The organism is Achromobacter anxifer (assembly GCF_903652925.1).
GTDB lineage: Bacteria > Pseudomonadota > Gammaproteobacteria > Burkholderiales > Burkholderiaceae_B > Achromobacter > Achromobacter anxifer.
Window position 1 is genome coordinate 272,263 of record NZ_CAHLAR010000002.1, and the last position, 23,138, is coordinate 295,400.

General features: G+C 62.3%; 30 protein-coding genes. 8 read left to right on the forward strand and 22 right to left on the reverse strand.

Annotation, left to right across the window (positions count from 1 at the left end; translation table 11 throughout):
* Window positions 1-26: 26 nt before the first annotated feature.
* The 5 genes from HWY37_RS06505 to HWY37_RS06525 form a co-directional block, all read right to left on the reverse strand.
* Window positions 27-896: an ABC transporter permease gene (locus HWY37_RS06505; protein ID WP_176088178.1), complete on the reverse strand. Its 870-nt coding sequence runs from the start codon at window positions 894-896 to the stop codon at window positions 27-29.
* Between the two features lie 5 nt (window positions 897-901).
* On the reverse strand, window positions 902-1,825 hold the full coding sequence (locus HWY37_RS06510; RefSeq protein WP_175209066.1) for an ABC transporter permease: 924 nt from the start codon (window positions 1,823-1,825) through the stop codon (window positions 902-904).
* Between the two features lie 208 nt (window positions 1,826-2,033).
* A complete protein-coding gene (locus tag HWY37_RS06515; RefSeq protein WP_175209067.1) occupies window positions 2,034-3,566 on the reverse strand; it encodes an ABC transporter substrate-binding protein in 1,533 nt (510 codons plus the stop codon).
* Window positions 3,567-3,619: 53 nt separating this feature from the next.
* Complete coding sequence (locus tag HWY37_RS06520; protein WP_343060945.1) at window positions 3,620-5,473, reverse strand: ABC transporter ATP-binding protein; 1,854 nt, start codon at window positions 5,471-5,473, stop codon at window positions 3,620-3,622.
* Between the two features lie 9 nt (window positions 5,474-5,482).
* Window positions 5,483-5,995, reverse strand: coding sequence for a winged helix DNA-binding protein (locus tag HWY37_RS06525; protein WP_175209068.1), 513 nt, complete (start codon window positions 5,993-5,995; stop codon window positions 5,483-5,485).
* A gap of 220 nt (window positions 5,996-6,215) precedes the next feature.
* Between HWY37_RS06525 and HWY37_RS06530 the strand changes: the two genes are divergently transcribed.
* Both HWY37_RS06530 and HWY37_RS06535 read left to right on the forward strand, forming a co-directional pair.
* Window positions 6,216-6,524 (forward strand): DUF4148 domain-containing protein, encoded by a 309-nt coding sequence (locus HWY37_RS06530; RefSeq protein WP_176088179.1) that lies wholly within the window; start codon window positions 6,216-6,218, stop codon window positions 6,522-6,524.
* A gap of 28 nt (window positions 6,525-6,552) precedes the next feature.
* Window positions 6,553-6,921, forward strand: a complete 369-nt coding sequence (locus HWY37_RS06535; RefSeq protein ID WP_175209070.1) for a winged helix-turn-helix domain-containing protein — start codon at window positions 6,553-6,555, stop codon at window positions 6,919-6,921.
* Window positions 6,922-7,087: 166 nt separating this feature from the next.
* On the opposite strand, the gene HWY37_RS06540 is transcribed toward HWY37_RS06535, so the two are convergent.
* Both HWY37_RS06540 and HWY37_RS06545 read right to left on the reverse strand, forming a co-directional pair.
* Complete coding sequence (locus tag HWY37_RS06540; protein WP_175209071.1) at window positions 7,088-8,245, reverse strand: porin; 1,158 nt, start codon at window positions 8,243-8,245, stop codon at window positions 7,088-7,090.
* 203 nt (window positions 8,246-8,448) lie between these two features.
* Window positions 8,449-8,922, reverse strand: a complete 474-nt coding sequence (locus HWY37_RS06545) for an Lrp/AsnC family transcriptional regulator (RefSeq protein ID WP_054452588.1) — start codon at window positions 8,920-8,922, stop codon at window positions 8,449-8,451.
* Between the two features lie 108 nt (window positions 8,923-9,030).
* Here HWY37_RS06545 and HWY37_RS06550 point away from each other — a divergent pair, with 108 nt between their 5' ends.
* Window positions 9,031-10,515 carry an aminotransferase class V-fold PLP-dependent enzyme gene (locus tag HWY37_RS06550; RefSeq protein ID WP_176088180.1) on the forward strand — a complete coding sequence of 495 codons (1,485 nt, stop codon included), beginning with the start codon at window positions 9,031-9,033 and terminating at the stop codon, window positions 10,513-10,515.
* A gap of 28 nt (window positions 10,516-10,543) precedes the next feature.
* On the opposite strand, the gene HWY37_RS06555 is transcribed toward HWY37_RS06550, so the two are convergent.
* From HWY37_RS06555 to HWY37_RS06610, 12 genes are all read right to left on the reverse strand, one after another.
* The gene (locus tag HWY37_RS06555; protein WP_175209073.1) at window positions 10,544-10,909 is read right to left on the reverse strand and encodes a hypothetical protein; all 366 of its coding nucleotides are present in this window, start codon (window positions 10,907-10,909) and stop codon (window positions 10,544-10,546) included.
* A gap of 321 nt (window positions 10,910-11,230) precedes the next feature.
* Window positions 11,231-12,190 (reverse strand): tyrosine-type recombinase/integrase, encoded by a 960-nt coding sequence (locus HWY37_RS06560; protein WP_175209074.1) that lies wholly within the window; start codon window positions 12,188-12,190, stop codon window positions 11,231-11,233.
* Window positions 12,108-12,347: a DUF4224 domain-containing protein gene (locus HWY37_RS34860; RefSeq protein ID WP_175209075.1), complete on the reverse strand. Its 240-nt coding sequence runs from the start codon at window positions 12,345-12,347 to the stop codon at window positions 12,108-12,110. The genes HWY37_RS06560 and HWY37_RS34860 overlap by 83 nt, the downstream gene beginning before the upstream one ends.
* A 24-nt stretch (window positions 12,348-12,371) precedes the next feature.
* A complete protein-coding gene (locus tag HWY37_RS06570; protein WP_175209076.1) occupies window positions 12,372-12,911 on the reverse strand; it encodes an HD domain-containing protein in 540 nt (179 codons plus the stop codon).
* Window positions 12,912-12,962: 51 nt separating this feature from the next.
* Window positions 12,963-13,112, reverse strand: a complete 150-nt coding sequence (locus HWY37_RS06575; RefSeq protein WP_175209077.1) for a hypothetical protein — start codon at window positions 13,110-13,112, stop codon at window positions 12,963-12,965.
* Window positions 13,109-13,561, reverse strand: a complete 453-nt coding sequence (locus HWY37_RS06580; RefSeq protein WP_246302235.1) for a class I SAM-dependent methyltransferase — start codon at window positions 13,559-13,561, stop codon at window positions 13,109-13,111. Before HWY37_RS06580 ends, HWY37_RS06575 begins: the two co-directional genes overlap by 4 nt.
* A 37-nt stretch (window positions 13,562-13,598) precedes the next feature.
* Window positions 13,599-14,072 carry a hypothetical protein gene (locus HWY37_RS06585; RefSeq protein WP_175209079.1) on the reverse strand — a complete coding sequence of 158 codons (474 nt, stop codon included), beginning with the start codon at window positions 14,070-14,072 and terminating at the stop codon, window positions 13,599-13,601.
* Window positions 14,069-14,941, reverse strand: coding sequence for a hypothetical protein (locus HWY37_RS06590; RefSeq protein ID WP_176088181.1), 873 nt, complete (start codon window positions 14,939-14,941; stop codon window positions 14,069-14,071). The genes HWY37_RS06585 and HWY37_RS06590 overlap by 4 nt, the downstream gene beginning before the upstream one ends.
* Window positions 14,938-15,552: a hypothetical protein gene (locus HWY37_RS06595; RefSeq protein ID WP_176088182.1), complete on the reverse strand. Its 615-nt coding sequence runs from the start codon at window positions 15,550-15,552 to the stop codon at window positions 14,938-14,940. Before HWY37_RS06595 ends, HWY37_RS06590 begins: the two co-directional genes overlap by 4 nt.
* Before the next feature lie 3 nt (window positions 15,553-15,555).
* The gene (locus HWY37_RS06600) at window positions 15,556-16,083 is read right to left on the reverse strand and encodes a hypothetical protein (RefSeq protein ID WP_176088183.1); all 528 of its coding nucleotides are present in this window, start codon (window positions 16,081-16,083) and stop codon (window positions 15,556-15,558) included.
* Window positions 16,080-16,757 (reverse strand): hypothetical protein, encoded by a 678-nt coding sequence (locus HWY37_RS06605; protein ID WP_176088184.1) that lies wholly within the window; start codon window positions 16,755-16,757, stop codon window positions 16,080-16,082. Before HWY37_RS06605 ends, HWY37_RS06600 begins: the two co-directional genes overlap by 4 nt.
* Window positions 16,754-17,548 carry a ParB/RepB/Spo0J family partition protein gene (locus HWY37_RS06610; RefSeq protein ID WP_176088185.1) on the reverse strand — a complete coding sequence of 265 codons (795 nt, stop codon included), beginning with the start codon at window positions 17,546-17,548 and terminating at the stop codon, window positions 16,754-16,756. Before HWY37_RS06610 ends, HWY37_RS06605 begins: the two co-directional genes overlap by 4 nt.
* 113 nt (window positions 17,549-17,661) lie before the next feature.
* On the opposite strand from HWY37_RS06610, the gene HWY37_RS06615 reads away from it, so the two are divergent.
* Window positions 17,662-18,369: a hypothetical protein gene (locus HWY37_RS06615; RefSeq protein WP_176088186.1), complete on the forward strand. Its 708-nt coding sequence runs from the start codon at window positions 17,662-17,664 to the stop codon at window positions 18,367-18,369.
* Window positions 18,370-18,439: 70 nt separating this feature from the next.
* Here the strand turns inward: HWY37_RS06615 and HWY37_RS06620 are convergent, their stop codons facing one another.
* Complete coding sequence (locus tag HWY37_RS06620) at window positions 18,440-18,673, reverse strand: hypothetical protein (protein ID WP_176088187.1); 234 nt, start codon at window positions 18,671-18,673, stop codon at window positions 18,440-18,442.
* Window positions 18,670-18,798, reverse strand: a complete 129-nt coding sequence (locus HWY37_RS34750; RefSeq protein ID WP_281372044.1) for a hypothetical protein — start codon at window positions 18,796-18,798, stop codon at window positions 18,670-18,672. The genes HWY37_RS06620 and HWY37_RS34750 overlap by 4 nt, the downstream gene beginning before the upstream one ends.
* A 233-nt stretch (window positions 18,799-19,031) precedes the next feature.
* Here HWY37_RS34750 and HWY37_RS06625 point away from each other — a divergent pair, with 233 nt between their 5' ends.
* The 3 genes from HWY37_RS06625 to HWY37_RS06635 all read left to right on the forward strand — a co-directional run bounded on the left by HWY37_RS06625 (window position 19,032) and on the right by HWY37_RS06635 (window position 21,418).
* Window positions 19,032-19,241 carry a cold-shock protein gene (locus HWY37_RS06625; protein ID WP_054451283.1) on the forward strand — a complete coding sequence of 70 codons (210 nt, stop codon included), beginning with the start codon at window positions 19,032-19,034 and terminating at the stop codon, window positions 19,239-19,241.
* Window positions 19,242-19,596: 355 nt separating this feature from the next.
* A complete protein-coding gene (locus HWY37_RS06630) occupies window positions 19,597-20,364 on the forward strand; it encodes a methyltransferase domain-containing protein (protein WP_176088188.1) in 768 nt (255 codons plus the stop codon).
* Window positions 20,365-20,737: 373 nt separating this feature from the next.
* Window positions 20,738-21,418, forward strand: a complete 681-nt coding sequence (locus tag HWY37_RS06635) for a hypothetical protein (protein WP_176088189.1) — start codon at window positions 20,738-20,740, stop codon at window positions 21,416-21,418.
* 405 nt (window positions 21,419-21,823) lie between these two features.
* Here HWY37_RS06635 and HWY37_RS06640 read toward each other — a convergent pair whose 3' ends face one another.
* On the reverse strand, window positions 21,824-22,555 hold the full coding sequence (locus HWY37_RS06640; protein ID WP_175209093.1) for an XRE family transcriptional regulator: 732 nt from the start codon (window positions 22,553-22,555) through the stop codon (window positions 21,824-21,826).
* Window positions 22,556-22,663: 108 nt separating this feature from the next.
* Between HWY37_RS06640 and HWY37_RS06645 the strand changes: the two genes are divergently transcribed.
* Window positions 22,664-22,936, forward strand: a complete 273-nt coding sequence (locus HWY37_RS06645; protein ID WP_175209094.1) for a transcriptional regulator — start codon at window positions 22,664-22,666, stop codon at window positions 22,934-22,936.
* Window positions 22,937-23,138: the final 202 nt, after the last annotated feature.

A 23,138-nucleotide genomic window follows, 5' to 3' on the forward strand; every position in this document is an offset into this window, starting at 1 on the left:
TATTCCTTTCAGGCGGACCGGCGGCTTCAGACCTTGCCGGTCGGGTCCAGGCGGTCGCGCAGCCAGTCGCCCAGCAGGTTCAGGCCCAGCACCGTCAGCATGATGGCCAGGCCCGGGAAGACGCTGACCCACCAGGCCGTCTGCATATACGTGCGGCCGTCGGCAAGCATACCGCCCCAGCTCGGGATCATGGGATCCACACCCAGGCCCAGGAAGGTCAGGCTGCTTTCCAGCAGGATATTGTTGGCGACGTTCAGGGTCATCAGGATGACCAGCGGACCCAGCAGGTTCGGCACGATGTGGTGGCGGATCATGGCCAGGTCGCGCACGCCGAAGGCGCGGGCGGCCAGCACGAATTCACGCTCGCGCAGGGCCAGGACCTGGGCGCGCACCAGGCGCGCGTACTGCACCCATTGCGACACGATCATGAAGAAGATGACGTTGAACAGTCCGCCGCCCAGGATGGCGATGAAGGTGATGGCCACCAGGATGAACGGCAGCGCCAGCTGCACGTCGGCAAAGCGCATGACGATCATGTCCCAGAAGCCGCGGTAATAGCCGGCGATGAGGCCCATGACGATGCCCAGCAGCGCGCCGCCGATGACGGAGGCGAAGCCCACCGTCAGCGAGATCTTGCCGCCGACGATGACGCGCGCCAGCACGTCGCGGCCCAGCGGGTCGGTGCCGAAGGGGTGGGCGGCGGAAGCGAAGGGCGCGGTCAGGCGGGCGGCCAAGTCCATGGCTTCGCCGCCGTCGGGGAACAGCCAGCCGGAGGTCAGCACCAGCGCGATCATGGTGCCGGTCAGCAGCGCGCCCAGCACGAATTCCAGCGAGCGGTAGCGGCTGCGGGGCTTGGCAGCCTTGGGAGCGGCGGCGGTGGGGGTAGTAGTCTGCATAAGGCTCAGCGCGTGCGGATGCGGGGGTCGACGATGCCGTAGGCGATGTCGACGATCAGGTTGACCAGGACGATGACGGCGGCCAGCACGGTGACCGTGCCTTGCAGCACCGGGTAGTCGCGGCCCGAGATGGCGTCGAACGCCAGCGTGCCCAGGCCGGGCCAGTTGAAGACCATTTCAATCACGACGATGCCGCCGATCAGGCCGCCGAACTGCAGGCCCAGATAGGTGATGAGCGGAATCGCGCAGTTGCGCAGCGCGTGCTTGTACAGCACCACGCGCTCCTTCAGGCCCTTGCTGCGCGCCACCATGATGTATTGCGCGGACAGCGTCTCCAACATGGTGGTGCGCACCAGGCGGATATTGGTGGCGCTGAGGATGATGGCCATCGTCAGGGACGGCAGCACCAGGCTGGCCGGGCCGCTCCAGCCCGACGGCGGCAATAGCGGGAAGGTGATGGACAAGAGCAGCACCAGCATCAGCGCCAGCCAGAAGTTGGGGAAGGACAGCCCCACCAGCGACAGGATGCGGATCGTCTGGTCGGTGGCCTTGCCGCGCTTGATCGCGGCCTGGATGCCGAGCGGCAGCGAAATCAGGATGGAAGCCAGCAGCGAGGTAAAGGCCAGCATCAGCGTGGCCGGCAGCGCATCGCCGATCAGCTTGGCGACGGACGTGCCGCCCATGAAGCTGCGGCCGAAATCGCCGTGCAGCAGGCCCTGCATATACGACAGGTACTGCTCGTAGAAAGGACGGTTCAGGCCCAGCGCCTGGCGGATATTGGCCAGGTCCTGCTCGGTCACGCTGCCCGAGCCCTGGCTGAGCATCAGCGCGGGGTCGCCAGTCAGGCGCACGGCATAGGAGACGAGCAGCGTCACCGCGACGATCACGAAGACGGCCTGCAACACGCGTTTGATGAGAAATCCGGTCATAAGTGGCCGCCCCTGCTTGCGCCGGGACGGTCGGTGGGGTTAATGCGTCAAGGCAGCGCCAATACCATACGAAAGCTGCCCTTTCGGTCGTTCATGGCGCCATCGCACCACCAGCAACCGGTCTTACCCAAGCGGGATGCCATGGAGCCGGCTTTGCCGGTCCATAGGCATGCCCCCTGGGGGGAAGCGCGCAGCGCTTCGGGGGGACCTACTCCACAGAGGCGTTCAGGAACCGGAAGCGGATATCGCCCGGAACTTCCAGATCCTTCACGCGCTTGTTCACCCCGACGATCGTGTTCAGGCTGTACAGCGGCATTTCCAGCGCCTGGTCGGCCACGTAGCCGGCAATCTCCTGCAGCATGGCTTCGCGCTTCTTCACGTCGTAGACGGTGCGCTGCGCTTCCAGCATGCCGTTGAGCTTGGCGTCGTTGTCGTACGGATTCCACTTCTGGCCCGTGTGGTACATCAGGTAGGCCGTGTTGTCGTAGTCGTAGGTCCAGCCGCCCCACTGGTTCTGCCACATCTCGCCGGTCTTGCCGCCGGGGATGATGTCGTTGAGCAGCACGCCGGTTTCATACGGCTTGATGGTGGCGCGCACGCCCACGCCCTGCAGATAGCCCGACACGGCCTGGGCTACTTCGCGGAAGTTCGAATCGCTGCCGCGCACGTCGATCTGCACGGTGGCGCCCGGCTTCACGCCGGCGGCGGCCAGCAGCTTCTTGGCTTCGGCGGGGTTGAAGGGCAGGGGCTTCTGCTCGGGGTTGTAGCCGAAGGACTGCGGACCCTGGAAGCTGGCGATTGTCTTGGCCTGGCCCAGCAGCAGCTGCTTGACGATGGCGTCGCGGTCCACGGCCATGATCAGCGCGCGGCGCACGTCGCGGTTCTGGGTGATGCCGTTCTTGGTGTTGTAGCGCAGCGCATAGGCGACGGGACCGCCGGTGGAGATGACGTCGGCGTTGCCCGACTTCTTCACGGTTTCGATCAGACCCAGCGGGATCAGCGTGGCGATGTCGATGCGGCCGGCCTGCAGTTCGGCGACCTGGGTGCCGGGTTCGCCGATGAAGCGGTAGACCACCTTGTCCAGCTTGGGCTTGCCGCCCCAGTAGTCGTCGTTGCGCGCCAGCGTGACGTTGACCTTGGGCTGGTAGCTTTCAAACTTGAATGGGCCGGTGCCCACCGGATTGATGTTGAAGTTGTCCTCGCCCTTTTCCTTGATGTACTTGGGCGGCACGATCATGGCGCCGTAGCCGGCCAGCTTGGTCAGCAGGACGGGGTCGGGCTGCTTCAGGATGAAGTCCACGGTGTACTCGTCCACGACCTTGACCTCGCCGATCGAGTCGTAGTTGGCCTTTTGCGGGCCCTTGGCGCCTTCCGCGCCCAGCAGGCGTTCGAAGGTGAACTTCACGGCTTCGGCGTTGAAGGGCTCGCCGTTGTGGAACTTGACGCCTTCGCGCAGCTTGAAGCGCAGGCGCTTGTTGTCGTCCAGGTACTCCCAGCTGGTGGCCAGGCCAGGCTGCAGCTTCAGGTCGGCGCCGCGCATGGTCAGGCCGTCATACAGGTTGCTGCCCACCGAACCCCAGAAGGTCACGAAGGTGTCGATCGGATCCCAGCTGCCCGGGTCCTGGTTGATGGCGACATTGAGCGTGCCGGCGGCATGGGCGGCCGACAGGGCTGCGGGCAGCGCGCCGCCCAGCGCCAGGGCCAGGGCGGTGGCGGTGAAGGTTTTGCGTAGGGAGAGCATGTTCAACTCCAGGGACGGGAAGTCGGGCGGACCGACGTGGAAAGGGTTGCGGCTCAGGCCGCGCGGGCCACCTGGTGGCCGGGCGCGAATTCGACCAGGGGAATGATGGCGGGCTCGTCGCCGACGCGCCGCACCGGGCTGGGGATCTCGCCTTCGATCAGCGAGGTGTCGATGTGGCGGCCGGGTTCGGCCACCGGCACGGCGGCCAGCAGCTTGCGCGTGTAGGCGTGCTGCGGCGATTCGAAAATCTGGCGGCGGGTGCCCAGCTCGACGATCTGGCCCAGGTACAGCACGGCGACGCGGTGGCTGACTTTCTCCACCACCGCCATGTCGTGCGTAATGAACAGATAGGACAGGCCGCGGTCCTTCTGCAGGTCCATCAGCAGGTTCAGGATTTGCGCCTGGATCGACACGTCCAGCGCCGACACCGACTCGTCGGCGATGATCAGCTTGGGGTTGCTGGCCAGGGCGCGGGCGATGCACACGCGCTGCCGCTGGCCGCCCGAGAACTCGTGCGGATAGCGCTTGGCGTGCTCCGGCTTCAGGCCGACCTGCTCCAGCAGCTCGCCGACGCGGCGGGCGATGGCGTCCTCGCCGCTCAGCAGGTCGTGCGTGCGTATCGGTTCGGCGATGCTGAAGGCCACGGTCTTGCGCGGGTCCAGCGAGGCGTAGGGATCCTGGAAGATGTACTGGATTTCCTGGCGCAGGCGCTGGCGGCCGGCGCTGTCCATCGAGAAGATGTCCTGGCCGTTGTAGCGCACGGCGCCCGAGGTCGGCGCCACCAGCTGCTGCAAGGTCTTGCCGATGGTGGACTTGCCGCTGCCGGACTCACCCACCAGCGCCAGCGTTTCGCCGGGGTAGACGTCGAAGCTCACTTCCTCGACGGCATGCACGCGGTGCGTGACCCGGCCAAAGAAGTTGTGGCCCACGTCGAAGCGCGTGGTCAGTTTTTCCACGCGCAGCACCGGTTCGTCGTAGCTCGCCGTGTCCTGTTCGCGCGTTTCGCCCACTTCGCGCAGAGTGTCGCCTTCCAGCACGGTCTGCGGCGTGCGCAGCGGCAGGTCGCGGCCCGTCAGGCTGCCCAGGCGCGGCACCGCCGCCAGCAGCGCGCGGGTGTACGGATGCTTGGGCGCGTTGAAGATCTCATCCACCGTGCCTTGCTCGACCTTCTTGCCGCGCAGCATCACCACCACGTCGTCGGCCATTTCCGCCACCACGCCCATGTCGTGGGTGATGAAGATCACGGCCGTGCCCAGGTCGCGCTGCAGTTCGCGGATGGTGTTCAGGATCTGCGCCTGGATGGTGACGTCCAGCGCGGTGGTCGGCTCATCGGCGATCAGCAGGCGCGGCTGGCACGACAGCGCCATCGCGATCATCACGCGCTGGCGCATGCCGCCCGACAGCTGGTGCGGATAGCGGTCCAGCATCTGTTCGGCGTCGGGCAGGCGCACTTTCTCCAGCAGCTTGCGGGCCGCCTGGCGCGCGCCCGTGCGCGACAGCTGCTGGTGCAGCATGATGGCCTCGACGATCTGGTCGCCGATGGTGAACACCGGGTTCAGCGAGGTCATCGGCTCCTGGAAGATCATCGCGATGTCGTTGCCGCGGATGGCGCGCATGTCTTCATCCGACGCCGCGGTCAGGTCGATCTCGCGGTCGGCGCCGTCGCGGAACAGGATCTGGCCCGTGGCGATGCGGCCGCTGGTGTAGTCGGTCAGGCGCATGATGGCCATGGACGTGACCGACTTGCCCGAGCCCGACTCGCCGACGATGGCCAGCGTCCTGCCGGGCCGCACCTCGAAATCCAGGTTGTCGACGGCGCGGAACACGCCGTTTTCGGTATTGAAGTCGACCGACACGCCGCGCACGGACAGCAGCGGGGCGGAAGCAAAAGCGGTGGTGCTAGACAACGTGGATTCTCACAGGGAGGTGGCGGCGCGGGCAGCCTGGTCGTACAGGCCCGAGAGGGCGCGCAGGGTGTTGGCCAGCTGATGGCTGGCGTCGTCCGCGGCAGGGGATTCGATGAACGGCTTGACGAGGCATTGCTCGCGCACTTCGGCGTAGCGCTGGATCGCGGCCGCGCCGGCGTCCGTCGCCGTGTAGATCACTTCCTTGCCCGTCTTGGCGCTTTGCACCACGCCCAGGCGTTCCAGCTTCTTCAGCGAATAGTTCACCAGATGGGTGTCTTCGACATTGAGCGTGAAACAGATGTCGGCCAGCTTCTTGCCGCGGCCGCGATGGAACACGTGGTTCAGCACCAGGATGTCCAGCGAGGTCAGCTCGGGCAGGCCGGCACAGGCCATGCAGCGCACCATCCAGCGGTTGAACGCGTGCGACGCGATGATCAGGCCGAACTCGACTTCGGAGAGCTCGGGGGCTGAAGAGGCCAGATGGGATGAGGAAACTATGGCGTCCCGGACGGATACAGGCATGGCTAGACGGGATGGGGACGGATCGGTGACAAAACGTTGGCGAATTATTGACGATTTGTTGATATGCCCGTATCGGGGATAACCCGTGTACGACATCCCGGAAATCCCGGTCGCAGCGGCTCCAGCCCGTCAAAAACGTAATCCCGCTATCCGCTTTCTGTCTGCCTCGCCTTCCTAGAATCGGTGCGTGCATTTCCGGCACGATACATAGGAGTTACGCATGCAGATGATCCGCAAAGCCGCATTGATCCTGGCGCTGTCGACCGCCGCCTCGGGCGCCGCGCTGGCCCAGGCGGCGCCGCCGCCGGCAGGCCTGGCCAGCCCTTACGGTCCGTCGTTGACGCGCGCCGAAGTGCTGGCCGACTTGGCGTTGTGGAAGCGCGCCGGCGTGGACCGGTACTGGCGCGGCGAAGAGACGCCGGACATCTACAGCCTGGAGTACAAGGCGGCGTTTGCGGAGTATTACCGGCTGCGCTCGGGGCCTGAGTATCAGGCTGAAGTGCAGCGCCAGAACGCGTTGCGCCGATAGCCGCCAGGGCGAAGCAGGAAAGCCCGGCGTGCTTGCCTTCCCGGTAATCAATCCTCCCGAGTCCAGTCCCAGCTTGCGGCTTGCCGACCTGGAGCTGGACTTGCTGCGTTGCCGTGCCTATCGCAACGGGCAGCTTCTGCCGCTGACGCCGAAGGAATTCGATCTGCTGATGTTCCTGATGCAGCGGCCCGGCGTCGTGTGCCTGGGATGGGAGCTGGCCGAGCAGGTCTGGAAGATGAAGCTGCACATTCACGACAAGCGCGATTTCAAGTCCCATGCGGTGGCGGTTGCGATGCGCCGATTGCGCAGGAAGGTCGATGCCGGTCCCGGGCCGAGACTGCTGCATACGATACGGGGCGGCAGCTACATGCTGAGCGCAGCGCCGCTTGCGGGCTGAGCAAGCCGGTGTAGGGCCGCGGGCAAGCGTCATTGGCGCAAAAAAAGCGCGCGCCCGAAAGGCGCGCGGCGATCATCTGGCCTTCCCTTCGCGGAGGAGGGCACGATCAAGGGAGTCCCTGCATACAGCTTGTCATGAAAGCGAGAGAGGCGGGGACGCGCCCAGCTTAGAAGCGGTGGCGGATGCCCATGTTCACTTCGGTGGCCTTGGCGTTGTCCTGGAAGCCCCAATTGGTGGTGTAGGACGCGACCGCATAGAGGTCGGTGCGCTTGGACAGGTTGTAGTTGTAGCCGAGGCTATAGGTGTTGCTGGTGGCGTCGTCGCCCGTCAGCAGCGTGTTGTTGGCATCGGCGCGCTGCCACGAGGCGAACGCGCCGCCGGATTTGCCGACCGGCGCGGCCAGCGCCACCATGTACGAATTGGAGCGGAAGCCCTTCACGAAGGCATACGACGGCGTGCCGGCGAAGGAGCCTATGCTGCCGCCGTTGGGAAAGCTCTTGCCGGCGAACCAGCCGTCGGTCATGCGGTTGTAGGCGAGGGCGACCTTGACGACTTCAAAGTCGTAGGAGCCGCCGATGATGTAGGAGCGCGGCGTGGCGTCGACCTGGTCCTGGCTCAGCTTGTTCGAGGCGTTGAGCTGGTCGTAGGTGGCGAAGCCCATGAGCGGGCCGTTGTCGTAGCGCAGGCCGGCCGTGATGGCGCGCGTGTTGTCCGCGGTGGCGAAGCCGGTCTGGGCGACGCGGCGGTCGTCGGCGTTGAAGGCGTAGCCCACCGCGCCCTTGAAGCCGCCCATCGACGGGGTTTCATAGACCAGCAGGTTGTCGTAGCGGACGTAGTAAGCCGAACTGAAGCCCAGGCCCGCGCCGGTGTTCAGCTGATTGAAGCCACCGCCGAACGACGAGCCGAACATGCCGGAGAAGTAGCGCGCGGCGATGTTGTACTGCCGGCCCAGGCGGAATTCGCCCCAGTCGGCGCTGCCCAGGCCCACGGTGGCTTCGCGGCCGAACAGGCGGCCGCTTTGCAGCGAATTGCCGTTGCGGCTGTCGTAGCCGGATTCCAGCTGGAAGAGCGCGTACAGGCCATCGCCCAGGTCTTCCTTGCCGCGCAGGCCCCAGCGCGAGCCCGCGGTGGTGCCGGTGGTGGAACCGATGCGGCTGCTGTCGATGCGGGTGCGGTTGCCGGTGGCGGGGTCGGTATAGGAGCCGTCGACATTGGTGTAGCCGATGCCGGTATCGATAAGGCCGTAGAGGGTGACGGAAGACGATTGCGCGTAGGCGGCGCCGGACAGGGCCGTGGCGGCCGCCGCGACGTATAGCTTTTTCATGAGGGACTCCGGGTGCGGGAAAGATCGAGTTGCGTCAGGCCGCAAGGAAGCCATGGAAGTGCATGTCTTCTGGCGGATTGGCGGGGCCAGTGTGACGGCCGGCGTCCGACAATCCACGGTCGCCGCAATTACAAATTCGATCGTTCCGGAGTCCCGGTTTTGTCATGTACGCGTGGGCGTGGTCCGCGCATGCGGGAACACGCTTATCCCTCCAGCCCCCCCAGATCCGGCGGGCGGTTCTCGATGATGGCTTCCATGCTGAAGAACCCCGTCACCGTGGACAGTTCGAAATCGGTGATGAGTTTTTGATAGAAGCGGTCGTAGCCGGCCATGCCGCGGCAGACCACCTTGATCAGGTAGTCCCAGTCCCCGCCGATGCGGTAGAACTCCGTCACCTCGGGCAGGCGTTCCACGTGCTGGCGAAAGCCGTCGGCCCAGGCCTTGGCGTGGTGGCTGGTGCGGATCATCACGAAGACCGTCAGGTCCAGCCCCAGTTCGACCAGATTGACCTCGGCCCGCGTGCCGCGAATGATGCCGCAGGCGTTCAGGCGCTGCAGCCTGCGCCAGCAGGCGTTTTGCGACAGGCCGACGCGATCGGCCAGTTCGCGTTGCGACAGCGCGCCGTCCTTTTGCAGGCAGGAGATGATATTCAGATCAAATTTGTCTATTTTTTCCATATAAAAGATCAAATGACCCAAATATGAGGTTTTTCGGCAAAATTTAGGTGATGTTTCAACTTTCCTTCCATCGTATGATATTCCGCTGTACTTAGGAATATCCCTGACATGAATACCCCCACCAAAACGGCGCCCGCCAAGGCCACGCCGTTGCAGCAGTTCCAAGCAAGCCTGAAGACGGATGACGTCGCCGCGGCGCTGGCCGACGGCCTGATCGGCAAGGACGCCGTGGTCGACGGCCCCTATGGCATCAAGCCGCTGGTCTATGCGGACTACGTCGCTTCGGGCCGCGCGCTGATGCAGGTGGAGCGTTTCGTGCTGGAACAGGTGCTGCCTTACTACGCCAACTCGCATACCGAGGCCTCCTATTGCGGCGGCTTCATCACGCGGTTGCGGCGCGAGGCGCGCGCGGCGATTGCGCGCTGCTGCGGCGCGGGCGACAAGCATGCGGTGATCTTTGCGGGTTCGGGCGCGACGGCGGGGATCAACCGGCTGGTGCACCTGTTCGGCGTGCGCGAGGCCATTGCCGCGGGCCGCAAGGTCCGCGTGATCATCGGGCCTTATGAACACCATTCGAACATCCTGCCTTGGCGCGAATGCGGCGCGGAGATCGTCGAGCTGGCCGAAAGCGCCGCAGGCGGACCGGAGCTGACGCAGTTGGACGCGGCATTGCAGGCCGGGGAAGGCGCGCTGGTCATCTGCGCGTTGTCGGCGGCTTCCAACGTGACGGGCATCGTCGCGGACGTGGCGCAAGTGACGCGCCGGGTCAAGGCCGCGGGCGCGAAGATGCTGTGGGACTATGCCGGCGGCGCGCCTTACCTGCCGATGCAGATGTCGCCGGCCGCCGACGCGGCCATCGACGCCATTGTTTTTTCGCCGCACAAGTTCATCGGCGGCCCGGGCGCTTCGGGCGTGCTGATCGTGCGCCGCGACGCGGTGCTGGACACCAAGCCGACCTGGCCGGGCGGCGGCACGGTCCGTTTCGTGTCGCCCGTCGGACATGACTACAGCGGCAGCCTGGAAGCGCGCGAGGAAGCGGGCACGCCGAACGTGGTGGGCGATATTCGCGCTGCGCTGGTGCTGCTGGTGAAGGAGGCCCTGGGCGCCGATTTCATGCGCCAGCGCAACGAACACTTCGTGCGGCGCGCGCTGGCCAGATGGCAGGGCGCGGCGCAGCTGGAACTGCTGGGTTCGCTGACGGCGAGCCGCCTGCCGATCTTTTCCTTCCGCGTGCGCAACGGCCGCGGCGGCTATGTGCACCAGCAGTTGGTGACGCGCATGCTGAGCGACCGCTTCGGCATCCAGGCGCGCGGCGGCTGCGCCTGCGCGGGGCCCTATGTGCATCGCCTGCTGGACATCGGCGCGGACGAATCGCTGCAGATGCGCCAGGCCATCCTGGACGGCCGCGAGATGGAAAAGCCGGGCTTCATCCGGCTGAACTTCAGCGTGCTGCTGCCGGACGAGAAGGCCGATTTCATCCTGGATTCGGTCCTGGCGCTGGCCGCCGACGCGACCGAGTTCGAGGACCGCTACGGCTTCGATCCCAGCCGTGCCATCTTCTTCCCGCACAGCGCCGAACAGCAGGCCGCCTGAGCCTTGCGCCCGCCGCCCGGCGGGCCGCTCAATCCTTCATGTGGGGGCCGCAGGTCCTGATCCATGCGGCCTTTTCGTCCGTCAGCTTGTCGGACGCATCGCCCAGGGCCCGCGCCATCTTTTCCGGAAACTCCACGCCCTTGCGGCGGCAGGCCTCGAAGTCGTCGGCCAGCGAGAACCGGGCATCCAGCAGGTCCAGCCGGCCCTGGCACAGCGTGCGATTCAGCTGCAGATCATTGGCCGCCTCGCGCGTGCGCTGCACGTCTTGCGCCCGATCGATGCGCGTCTGCTCGGCCTGGACCTGCGCGACGCAGTCGTCCGCGAACGCGGGCGCGCTGGCGCAGGCCGCGGAAAGCAGCAGGACGGCGAGGGTGGGGCGGATGAGGGCGGCCATGCGGGATACCTGATGAATGCGATGGGAATGGGCTGCATCATAACTGCTGCATAAAGCCTGCACGCCGCGGCTGCCAGACCCTTGCGGACACTGCATGGAAAACCAGTATGGCAAATCATGCGAAGCCGTCTACCATCGCTGACAGCTCCATGATTTCCACGATCCGGCCCGCCACGAGCGCCGGACGCAATCAATCCGGCTGAAGTTCTGTTTTATCAACACCTTGCGTTGGAGATGAAAGAGAATGACTGATACGACGACATGCCCGGAGACGCCCGTAAATGCTTGATGTAGGGTCGCCGTTCAATTAGACGTCTAATACTATGCCTTGTCTTTTGATGGCCCCTTGACCACTTTCACGCGCTTGTCACGCAGATAAATTTCGGTAGTCCGACGATCAGAATGGCCCAGGAGCGCCATCGGATCTACGCCTTGGGCGTCCGCGTGGGTGCCCGCCATAGCCCGAATGTCGTGAAGGGTAGCGTCAGGAACTTTGGCCTTTGCAGCTGCGCGCTTGAATTCTCGCCACACATTGGTATGCGCTCGTGGCTTGTCGTCGCGGGACCCCAGCAAGTAGCGCTTGTTACGCACGACTTCACGGGCTCGTTCGACCGCCGCCGCGAGTTCAGGTGTCCAGCCAACAATCAGCTGCTTACCGGTCTTCTGCTGCTGGAAGTAGATGCCGCGTTCAAGGATGTGCTCCTCTTCTATCTCCAAGACATCGCCGATGCGCTGTGCGGTGAGATAGCAAATGTCCATGATGCACTGCATCCACGGTTGAGATGCCTTGTGAATCGCATCGTATTCCTCATGGCTGAGCAGGCGATCACGAGACCGAGTGGTGAATCGCTTTACGCTAACGCATGGGTTGCTCTCAACCTTCCCACGGTCCAATGCCCACTGGAAGGTCAGATTGAGAACGGTCAGCAGCCTATTGGCGCGGCCATACTGATGCGAATAGGCATCCATCATCTCAACTACATGGCCGTGCTTGACCTGGTCTGGGTGGAAATTCGCGAAGACGTTCTTGAGGGTGGCAGCTGCGGGGCGGTAAAGCCGTTCAGTTGCAGGGGAGACATCTTTGATCAGATGGGGAAGCGCGGCATCAATGAGCGCCGGCAGACCTTCCTTTGGCACTGAGACAATCCGCGCATATTCCATCAAAGCGCTTTGCAGATCGGTGCCGATCTTGCGCCATTTACCGCCCTTGACGTACCAGAACGCCCCGTGCTTCTGGTAAACGCAGGCTGGGAGATGCCGATCCTTGGTTCTTGGTCGCATGGCCTAGTGCTGCCTCCATAGCGGCCCGAAGAACCACAGGGGTTCCATCAGGGCGGATTTTGAATGGGATAGCAAGGAACTTGAGGGCTTCGATCTGCCCAGCTTTCCTGGCCTTCCCGGTAAGTTCGATCAGTTCCTCTTGGGAAAGCGTGAGCATATCGCCTCCAAAACGAAGCCCGCGCTAGGCGGGCTGTTGAATCTGCTTCCGGGCTATCTGTAGTAGCCGGGGGTCGGCCTTCGTCAGTACATCCAGGAGAAGGCGCTTTTCCTCCAGGTAGGTCACGGCAAACTTTGGGTCATGCTGGACGATGCTGCTGGTGTTGCTGATGAGGTCGGCGGCCTTGATGGTTTGAACCCATCCAGGAGCGCCCGATAAGCGGTCGCGGGATAGGCGCTTGCGTTCGGTGCGGTTACCTTGTTCCAGGTCGGACAGGAACCAGACGCCGCGCACCACTGCTTCCACTTCGGTCATCGAGTAGTCGCTATTGATTCCAAGGTGGTCCCACAGGCCAACTGTGGTGACGCCCTGATCCTCCATGCAGTCGTGTAGCCAAGCAGTGGCGATCATGACTTCTGGGTGAATAATCTGCCATTCCACTACCGTTGCTACGATTCCGGCGACTTCCGCCAGATGATCCGTGTACGGGTTATTGGTGTACTTTCGCCGCTGGTCCTTGTGAACCTTCCGGGCGAACGTCATTGCGTCAAAGGCCAAGCTCATAAAGCCTCCAGTGCTTCTTTGTGGTGTCCAGCAGGCGCTGGATTGCATCAGTCACTTTTGCGTTACTCCCATCACATAGACGCAATTTGGCGTTACCGCACACATGAGCATTTGCCGCTGCTGTGGTGGGGCGTGTTCAAGAACGAGGCCGAATGCCAAGGCGACGATCAGCGTTCCGGCGATGGCTTTCCATATGCTCATGGCTGCTCCTTGTTGTCGGTGGCGCTCGGTTTCATGAACGTCATCCAGTGCGTGTCCGCGCGCTTGCCGCTGGGATGCCCGAACAGAGGCTTGTGCGGCGTCAGCGCCAGAATCTGCGGCGTGCGGATCTGGATGGCGTTCCACTTGAAAATCAGGACGCCTTCAGGCTTCAGGACGCGGAAGCACTCCGCGAAGCCCCGCCGCAGATCCTCCTGCCAGTCATCGCCCAGGATGCCGTACTTGGCGCGCAGCCAGGAATCGCGTCCGGCATGCCGAAGGTGCGGCGGGTCGAACGCCACCAGCCGGAACGACTCGTCCGGGAACGGCATGGCGCGGAAATCCATGTTCAGGTCCGGTGTGATGCTGAAGGCTCGGCCGTCGCACAGCGTGTGTTCCTCGCTGCGGATATCGCCGAACAGCGCGCGCTGGTCCTGCCGGTCAAACCACATCATGCGACCGCCGCAGCAGGGGTCCAAGATCGTCGCTTCACTCATTTGCGCCTCCGTCCTTGTTGTCGGGGCGGGCCAAGATGTGCCGCAGCGCCATTGCGTCCCACCATGCGTTGTGCTGGATCGCCCCATCCAACGTTGTCGGGTAGGAGTCCACGCGGTGGATCTCAAACGACAGGTGTGGGATAGCCACCATCTGACCCGGAGCGGTGATGATGGCCTGGCAGAAGTAGCGCACGTCGTCCGGCCAATCGGTGTTGATGTGAGGCGACGGATCACCATGCAGGAACTCGGCGATGCGGTATGCGCCGCCGTGGTGGTGGCAGTTGACCGCCGAGACGGGCAACGGGACAGCGCGCATGATCGGCAGGACGTTCTCACGAACCCAGGGTTGTTGCGCGGCGTGGCCCTGGTAGATCAAGTACAAGGAGGCCCCATCCTCCCGCACCAGCGCAAGGGACAGCAGCGGACCGCCGAATCCGTCGAACTCGGTATCGAGGTAGTAGTTCATTGGCTATCCTTCTGCGCGCCCGGTTGCGCGGACAGGGACTTGAGGGCGCGGATGTGGCGGGCGATCAGTTCGGATACGTCGGACCGGGCGTAGCTCCAGCAGTGGCCGCCGACCAGGCCCGCCGCTTCCTCCAGTGCCGCGTCGCGCACCGCCTCGCTCGCGTCCAGCCGCGCCATGGTGGCCCTGCTATCGCCTAGCGGCGGCTTCCACTCTTTCCCGCCTTGCCAGGTGTAGCCCCTCCGGGTCAGCGTTCGCACGGCGGCGGCCGCCTCGCTGGCCTGGGGCACGGCATAGAGCAGATCACCAACATTCGGCATTGATGCGGCCGGAATGAGCTTGACGGAGATAGAGCGCAGGTGTGGCACAGACACTTCGACCAGGGCCACCGCCTGCGCCTCCCCGGCTACAGGGACGCTTGCCGGCCGTGGCGTGAGGTACACCGGCAAAGACCAGGCGCGCCCTTCCTTGCTATCCCAGGTGATCGCTCTGGAAACGTCCCGCGCAATCTTGCCGGTTTCGGCATCAATGATCATGGGGTTGATATAGAACGCCGGCTCATCGGCTACAGGGGCGCTTGCCAGGGCGCGACGTAGGACGTTGACCGACTCGCACGACCCGCGATCATCGCGATTGCAGCGGGCTATGAAGTCGTCCACCCAGTTCAGCGCATCCATGACCTCGGCTGAGGCTACAGGGGCGCGCAGCTTGGACAGCAGGGCGCGCAGCCTGTCGATTTCGTCGGCGGCTTCCCGCTCCATGCGAATGACAGCCGGGTTTCCGTCTTCTGCGGCGTCAAGGTCCGCGTTCTCGCGCAGTCGCGCGGTGATATCGTCTTGCCCAGCCTGGGCGGCGGTGGTGTTGGTGCTCATGCGGCTTTCCTTTTCTCTGTGTGGCACCGGCGCGCCAGCTCTACGAGCCACGCGGCCAATTGGGGGGGGGTATGCTCGCGCTCGGCATGGGTGACAAAAGGGCGCCATCCCAGATCGCCCCTTTGGAGGCGACGGCCGCCGTTGCCCTTGCGGGTGTCCTGGGCAATCACGTGGGTGCCAGAGCCCAGGGAGATGGGAGGCAAATCGGGGATATCGCTGGGTCGGCATCCGACGATGTACAGCAGGGTCTTCTTCTCTGCGCGGTGGCCCCACCAGTGCTGCGATATTCCCAGTGTCCAGCCGCCGTACTGATCGGCCGGGGCTCCAGGCGCTGGCAACTGCTGGTCTGCCCACAGCTTGGAACCGTTCGGGTGTTCCAGCACGCCGCCATACTGGCGCAGTTGTGCTACGGCCCATCGGGCAAGATCTTTCTCGTCGGGTCGTGGCTTAGCCATATGCGATAGGCGGCCCCATGCGCGGCACGGTGGGTGCGCGACTACCGGCATGCCGCCCTGAAACGTCCTGGCGTCCCGGTCAGCGTCATACACGTCCACGCCGGGCAGCGTCTTGTAGGTGCTGTCCTGGCGGGCGAACAAGACGGCAACGTCCATGTTTCACCCCTCCTGCTGCTGAGAGGCTGCAATCTCATCCAGCAGATCGTCAGCTTGTCGGCTGTTCGACTCGCACTGGCCACAACTGCTCCAGTAGTCCGGCTTCTCGGGCTTTTGCTGCGCAACCTCGCGCACGAATTCCAGCATCCGCGCATCGCCAGCAGCTTGAGCGGGGCGCTCGGGGCGGGCAGGCGGGTAAGCTTCGGCGGTCATCGCCTGTTCGAGGGCGGCGCGCAGGTTTTCATTCCAGTTTTCGCCAATCACGCGTTGGCGGGGCCGCTGCATGAAGTGCGACACGATCTCGATGCCGATGCTGTAGTCGTCCCCGTTGGAGTGGCTGATGAAGCGGACGTCCCAGCATGCGCTCTGGATGGCGTCGAGCAGTTCGCTATCGCGCTTCCAGCGTGCGATCTGCTTTTCATCGGTGGTGGGCTGGTTGGGCGCGAAATCGCTATCAGGGGCTCCGATGGCTGCGCCCATGAAACTGCTGAGCGCCTGATCGGCGCTGGTTTGGGATTCGGGGGCGCTCATGCTGTGACTTCCTCTTTGCTGCGGTCGTAGAGTTCAATGCCCCAGGCAAGGGCGAAGCAGCACCACCGGAACCGGCGCGTGTAGTCGTTGAAGTTGTGTTCCCAGAGATCGTCAAAGAACCAGGTACGGCCAGGGCCCTGGGTATAGCGGGACGGGGTCCAATTGAAGTCGTTTGCAGCGGTGCAAGCGTAATGCTCCCCCTCGTCGATCCTATCCAGGACTTCGCTGTCTACAGCCTCCCAGAGTTCGCGCCGTTCATCCTTGGTCAACAGCCTGCGCGCATCGCCTCGGATCCAGTTCAGCCGATACTCTTCTATGACCCTGCGGAAATTTGCCGGGTCGAATTCTTCGGCAGCGCCGCCGCGCCGACTGCCGTTGACGGCCTCAAGCTTCTCGGACCAGTACGACAGATTGACCGCCAGTCGGCGGCCGCGCTGCGCATATTCTCGATCTGTGCGGAAGAACTCGAACATGTCAGCCAGGCGCGTAAACACATAGGTGCCCATGTCGCCCGTGTAGCAGAGGTATCCCGGCCAGGTGATCAGATCGAAGTGCATGCACATCGTGCCGGGCTCGCGGAATCGGATGTGGCGGTACACGCCTTCATCCCACATGACTTCCATGACGTGGTCGGCCACGTCGCGCAGGAATTCGTTTTCGGTAAGGGCGCTCATGCGGTGGCTCCTTGTTCGTCGCCCAGCACCCAGCGAAGGGCGGCGGCGTAATCGCCTTGGGCCTGGTCCAGGGCGGCCAGGATCTGCTTGCGGGACTTCACGCGGGGGCGCTCGCCCATGACGGCAGCCTGCTTGCGGCTGCGTTCGTGGGGCCTGGCGTCTTTGCCGGCCTCGACGAGTTCGGCCACCTTGGCGCGCTGCTCCTCGGGGTTGAGCCTCGCCAGGGCCTTGGCGTGCGTCAGCGTGATCTGCCCGGCTTCGACAGCGGTCTGCACGGCCTTGGGGCTATCCAGGAGGGCTAGGGTGTCGCGAACCGTGGTGAGGGTGCAGTTGTAGATGACAGCGATTTGATCCTCGCCCTTTCCAAGGGCCAAGTGGCGGCGCATTTTCTCGGCGCGGCCCAGCGGGCTGTCGGCGGTGCGGGCTTCGTTCTCGCTGGCGATGGCATCCAGGGCATCGTGGCGCTTGCCCGTGTAGACCACGCCGGGTATCAGCCTCGGGGATACGCCACGCTCCACGCGCCACTGATTGGCCAGAAGGGTGGACTTGACGCGCTGGCGTCCGAAAACAACTTCGGTTTCACCAGTTTCCGGGTTCTTGGATACGCCGATGGGTTCCAGCACGCCCTGATAGTCGATATTGCGGGCCAGTGCCTCGTCCACCGGTAGATGCACGCGCGGGTCATAGAGCGGGCTGGATTCGTCGGTGACGAGGGTGAGCTTGGCCGGATCGAAGTTGAGTAGGTTGCTTTGACCGTCCGCGCCGTAAACATCTTTCGATTTTTTTGCCATGGTCTGTTTAGATTGAAATGAGTGAGCGAGGGGCGCCGGCTGGCCTAGTGGGTCGGCTGACACCTTGGAATGGTTGGGATACGATTGCGCCGATCCAAATGTGAGAGGCAGCAATGGAGAAAACTGAAATTCGATGTGGCACCGCTGTGTTGGTGATTGGGGCCATCGTCTTCTTGGCTTTGCTCGCGATCAATTGGCCTGATAACCCGCCAGATTGGGCCGCTTGGGCTGGCTTCATTCAGGCTTTCGGCACCGTCCTAGCAATCTGGTGGACATACAGAACCACTCGGGACCAGTTCGAAGCGGAACGTCAGGAACGCGATGCAGAGAGGGCGGAAAGCAAACGCCTACGGGAAGCTGAGGCAACGCGGCAATTGGAAATGCAGATGGAGTCGATCCGGGCAATCGTGATCGACGCTCTCGAGGCATTGCTGGAGTTTCAAAACTACGTTGCGAAACTCCCCAATTTGGATCGATTTGAGAAATCGCCAGCTAGATTAGATGATGCGCAGTACGCATTGCGCAGTCTGTTGGCCCGTGATCTCCCTCCGGGTGTCGCTGTTCAAATCGTGGCGCTACAGCAGTCGATTGGTCGGTGTTTACGCGATTGCCAGCAATGGTTTCGCAGAGAGCAAGAGATCGATCCAGCCCCCACTTGGTATCGCTGCCTAGAAGCCTTTAAATGTGCAGTGAAGCTGGAGGGGGTCAGGGATGCATGGGAACATCGTCAGGACCAAGCGACGTTTCGCGCCGTCTTTGTCCATCCGGAAACGTTCGAAGGGACTGACCCGTTGGACTTCCAATCGTTGGCGGTTCTATAAGCATTATTCGTCCCCAACGCCGTGGGATGCTCACACTGAATTTTCAGTTTGCAGTGAGAGGCGTTGCTGCTCATAGAACGAAGCGAAGCAGCCAACCCAGGGCCTGTGGGCCGAACAGAAGGAACGCGGCGAATACGAGAGCGCCAGGCCATGCCCACCACGGGATATCCGCGTCCTTGCTCCAGTTGCCGCGGCCGGCGTGGTCGCGTGGCGCGATCAAGTTGCCCAGCTTGCGGCCAACCTTTGCGATGGCGTGCAGGGGGCGGATGCGCACCGGGGGCGCGCTTGCGCTGATGGTGTTCATGTGGGGCTCCAGGGATCGGCCGCGACATAGCGGCGGGTGAAGTAGTTGCCGATGGGGACCAGCACCACGGCCGCGAGGGCGAGCAGCGCCAGGCCCCACCAGATGGCGGGGATAGTTGAGGGCATGGAGATTTGCGCGGTGTGCGCGGTGGTGGGTGGGCTTCGGGGAGCGGGCCGGTAGCCGGTGAATTCCTGAAAGTCACTTTCAGCGCCGGTGACGTCGCAGCGCCGGCCCGCTCTCTGAAGCCACGAAGAATGGGATTCAGGGAGTGTGTTAATTCGTAACAGCTATATCTTTGTTGCGGCTAATCATTGATAGTGGCCGCGGGAACATTTTCCCTGCAAATCTAGGACTTACATTGAAGATTGAAACTGGTATCGTGAAGTGGTTTAACAACGACAAGGGCTTCGGCTTTATCATGCCGGAGCTGGGTGGCAAAGACCTCTTCGCCCATTTCTCTGAAATTCAGGGTGATGGCCACAAATCTCTGGAAGAGAACCAGCGCGTCTCCTTCGTGGCCGGTCAAGGGCAAAAAGGCCCCACGGCGACGATGATCAAAGCGATTTAATTCGGCAGCTTGCCCTAAGGCAAGCTGCTTGCGGTACAGGGGCTGGATCCATTGAAACAGTGGATCCGGCCCTTTGGTTTTGTGGGCAACAGGTTGCATTGGGCCGATGCCCCGTTGCCCGCTTTTGAATCGAAGCGGCTTGCTGAAAGGTTGAAGGGGCTTTCTGCTCCAGCACTTCTTGGTGGAGGTCGCTTTTTTTGCATTCTCATCGGCATCCGTTTGGAAATTCGATAGTGGTTCAACGAAGCTTGACCCACCGTTCTCGCTTCCATGTAAGACGTTGTCTTCTGCCGCCAAGTTTGTATTCCTGTCCAAGTCACGTAAGGTAGCCTACTTATCTTGACATGGAGAAGAAATGCCAAATAGGTACGGAAAACTCGCTTCCTGGATCTACCACCTAGATAAGCCCATTGGCCACTCATTCGGCGATCTGGAATTTTATCGGCAGCGCCTGACTGGATGTGATGGCCCGATCTTGGAACCTGCGGTCGGCAATGGCCGGATCTTCATACCGATGCTTGAGATGGGGCTAGCGATTGAAGGTTTCGACGCGTCGCAAGACATGCTCGACCACTGTAGGCAGGAGTGCCTAAGTAGAGGTCTTGCTCCCGCGCTGACCTGTCAAACATTCGAACAATTTAGCTACGGTCGACGCTTCGCATGCATTGTCATGCCGGCCGGGTCGCTGCAGTTGATTACAGAGACCGCTTCGGCAATGGCCGTGCTCAAGCGGTTTTGGGATCATCTACTGCCCGGTGGCAGGCTGATCGTAGATATTGATTCCATCGAGAGCCTCATTGGAGAGGCGAGCTCCGTGCGCAGTTGGGTGGTGGATGGCAGCGACTTGCTGACGCTGACCAGTCATCGGGCCGAGATTGATTACATCAAACAAACAACCCTTGATCATCTGCGCTACGAACACTGGCGGGATGGGGCGTTACTGTCGACAGAGCTTGACCTATTCCATTTGCGCTGGTGGGGTGTCGAGGAGTTGGCTCTCGCATTGCGGGAAACTGGATTTGTAGATGTGGTCGTGTCGGGTGACTACCAGCATGGACGCTATCCCCGCAACGGCGCCCGCATCATCAGCCTTGAGGCGAGCCGCCCGAGTAGGTGTATTTGACCTAACCGAGCGTTCTGCACGGTGTGTGGTTGTGGGCTTCGGAGAGCAGGCCGGAGGCCCGATCATCGCTTCACGTTGGAAAGTCACTTTTGCGCCGGTGACGTAGCGGCGCCGGCCTGCTCTCCGAAGCCGGCCCGACGAGCGGGGCAGGGTGGGGAGGTCTTAAAGGTCGCCGTTGCGGTCCAGCACGTTGATGATGGACAGGACGATATCGAACAGGTCTTCAAAGAACTTGAGCATGGATTTCTCCGGGAAGGGAAAGGGGAATCAGGACAGCGCCGCCCGGTAACCCGCACGCGAGGTATAAGGAGATGCTGTTGTGAATTGCTAGGTCGGACTGCTCTAACTAGAATCCGCTCACTTGGAGGGATATATGAGCAAGAAACTCACGCTTATCGGCATAGTCATTACCCTGGTCTATCTCATAACAGCAGCCTTGCTGGGATGGGGGCAATGGGACAAGTTCTCAGAAATGAAGCCCAATGAAGTGGGTGACTTTTTGGCCGGAGTTGTCGGCCCCTTGGCGCTGCTGTGGTTGATTTTGGGATACTTTCAACAAGGTGAGGAACTCAGGAACAGCGCCAATGCCCTGAACTTGCAGGCCCAGGAACTAAGAAACTCGGTCGAACAGCAAAGTAAGCTCGTAACAACGGCCGAGAAGCAGCTTGCAGCCGAGCGCGAGGCCAGGGCATCAGAAAACGAGCGGCACCGGCGAGACCGAATGGCAGACATTCGGCTTACAGCAACAGTCGTCAGAAGAATGCAGGGGACGTCAACAGCTAAATTCACCATGTCAAATCTTGGATATGCCGCTACCGATGTGGTGTTCATTGGGCCTGACAAGGTGCCTGCCCTAGCCGCGAAATCGTTCCCAATTCTTAAGCGCGATGCCGACCAACAATTCGACTTATATTTCGACAATCAGCATATTGGTACACATCCTTTTTCGATTAGATTCCGAAACGGGCTTGGCGAGGAAGAGACATGTGCTTACTCACTGAATATTCAACAGGGACAAAACGGGCCCGAAATCATCGTGCTTGTTGCGTCTTAGCTCCGCGATTAGCGGCTCCTCGGAGCCTCAGCCAGGCAGCGAAATCGCCCCTTTCCCTACAGGTTGGCTTCGGTAAGCGCTGACTCGCAGCGCTGGCCGAAACCGCCTGGTCGAGTACCAGGCGTTTCTCTGCCGTCTATCCGGCCTGTCTCCCCTCTAAGCGTTCCGCTTGCATTGGCTGCTGCGCTGACGCCCGGTTGCTGTTTCGCGCCACCTACGTGGAACTGGGCGCGCCCGCGCGCGGCCCCGGTATGGGGCGGCGGTGGGGTCTGACTGGTTTTTAAAGAGCGGTAAACAAACGTTGATGAAATAGTAAACACTAGTTTTTGTTTGGTCAACAATTGTTGGTTTTGAGGGAAAAAAAAGCCACCCCCTCGGGTGGCTGCGTTGCGAGTGATCTAGCTTTCAGTGTGTGCGCACTTTGCTGGGCGGCACGATGGCGCCTATCGCGTGGATCTTCTCCACCTGGCCAGCATGAAGGCTCATGCGCACTTCGCCATTGACCGACAAGACTTCGATGTCGCCGCCGCGGCGTTGGACTAGTAGCTCCTTGACCATTTTCCGGCCGTCGGCGAGCTGAAGGGCAACGTATTCGCCAGGTTCGATATCCGCATTGGGCTCGACAACTACATACCAACCATTGCGAATCGCCGGTTTCATGCTGTCGCCTCTCACGCGAAGGACATAGGCGTCTGGATCAGTCGACGCGTGGAGGATGTACCCGTCGCCGTGCCCCGCAGGGTATGCGAGTTCTTCGTAAAAGCCGTTCTCTCCGAGCTGTGCCATACCTACTACCGGAATCAATCGTCCAGGAGATGCCCGCCCGATGTACTCGGGGGCCGGCTCCGCCACTAAATGTTTGCCGTGGTCTGTCGGCGCGGAAGTGGAATAGGCGCGCCTAGCAGAATCTCCTAGTAGTTGATGAGCGGCGTCCAAGCTGCTCAGCTCCACTACTTGAAGTTCTTCCACAGACAGGCCGAAAGCGCGTGCGATCGCCGCTGCATAGCTCGACTTTTTGCTGTCTCGCTTCTCCAGCTGATCGATGGTTTGCCCGCTGGTGCCCGCGAGTTCTCCAAGGGCGTCATGCGTGAGGCCCTTTGCGAGTCGGAGAAAGCGGATGTTCTTGCCCATTGCCATGGGGCGCACCTTATCAACATTGGTTTATAAATTCCATCAACGTAAGTTGACCATTTGGTAAACGTTCGTTTACCATCGGGCAAATCACTTACGTCGAACGATGGATCTATGACCTCTATTCAATTCAAGCACCGCCCGGCGCTCGCCGAAGCAATCGAGCTTGCGGGTTCCAAGGCGGCTCTGGCTCGAATGATCGACGCGTTACCGCAGCAGATCGGCAACTGGTTGACGCGAGACAAGGAGATTGATCCGGTCTACTGCGCTCGCATCGAGGCGTCACTAGGCGGACGTGTCTCTCGATCCCAACTCCGCCCCGACGATTGGGAAACCGTGTGGCCTGAACTGGCGCGGGGCCAAAGGGAGGGCACCTCCCATGCGTAACGCAGCCCCCATGACGTTCGGTGCCCGCCTTGCCTTGCACCGTCCGGCGCCGGAAGAGGCGCGCTGGTTCTTCAACGTTCCCCACGAAGCGCCCACCGACGTTGAGCCACCCGCAGCGCCGGCTGAGCCGGACGACAGGGTCCAGATTGGCCCGCTCGATGTTTGAAGGATGTTTTCCATGCTGCGCATCTTAGGGACTGCG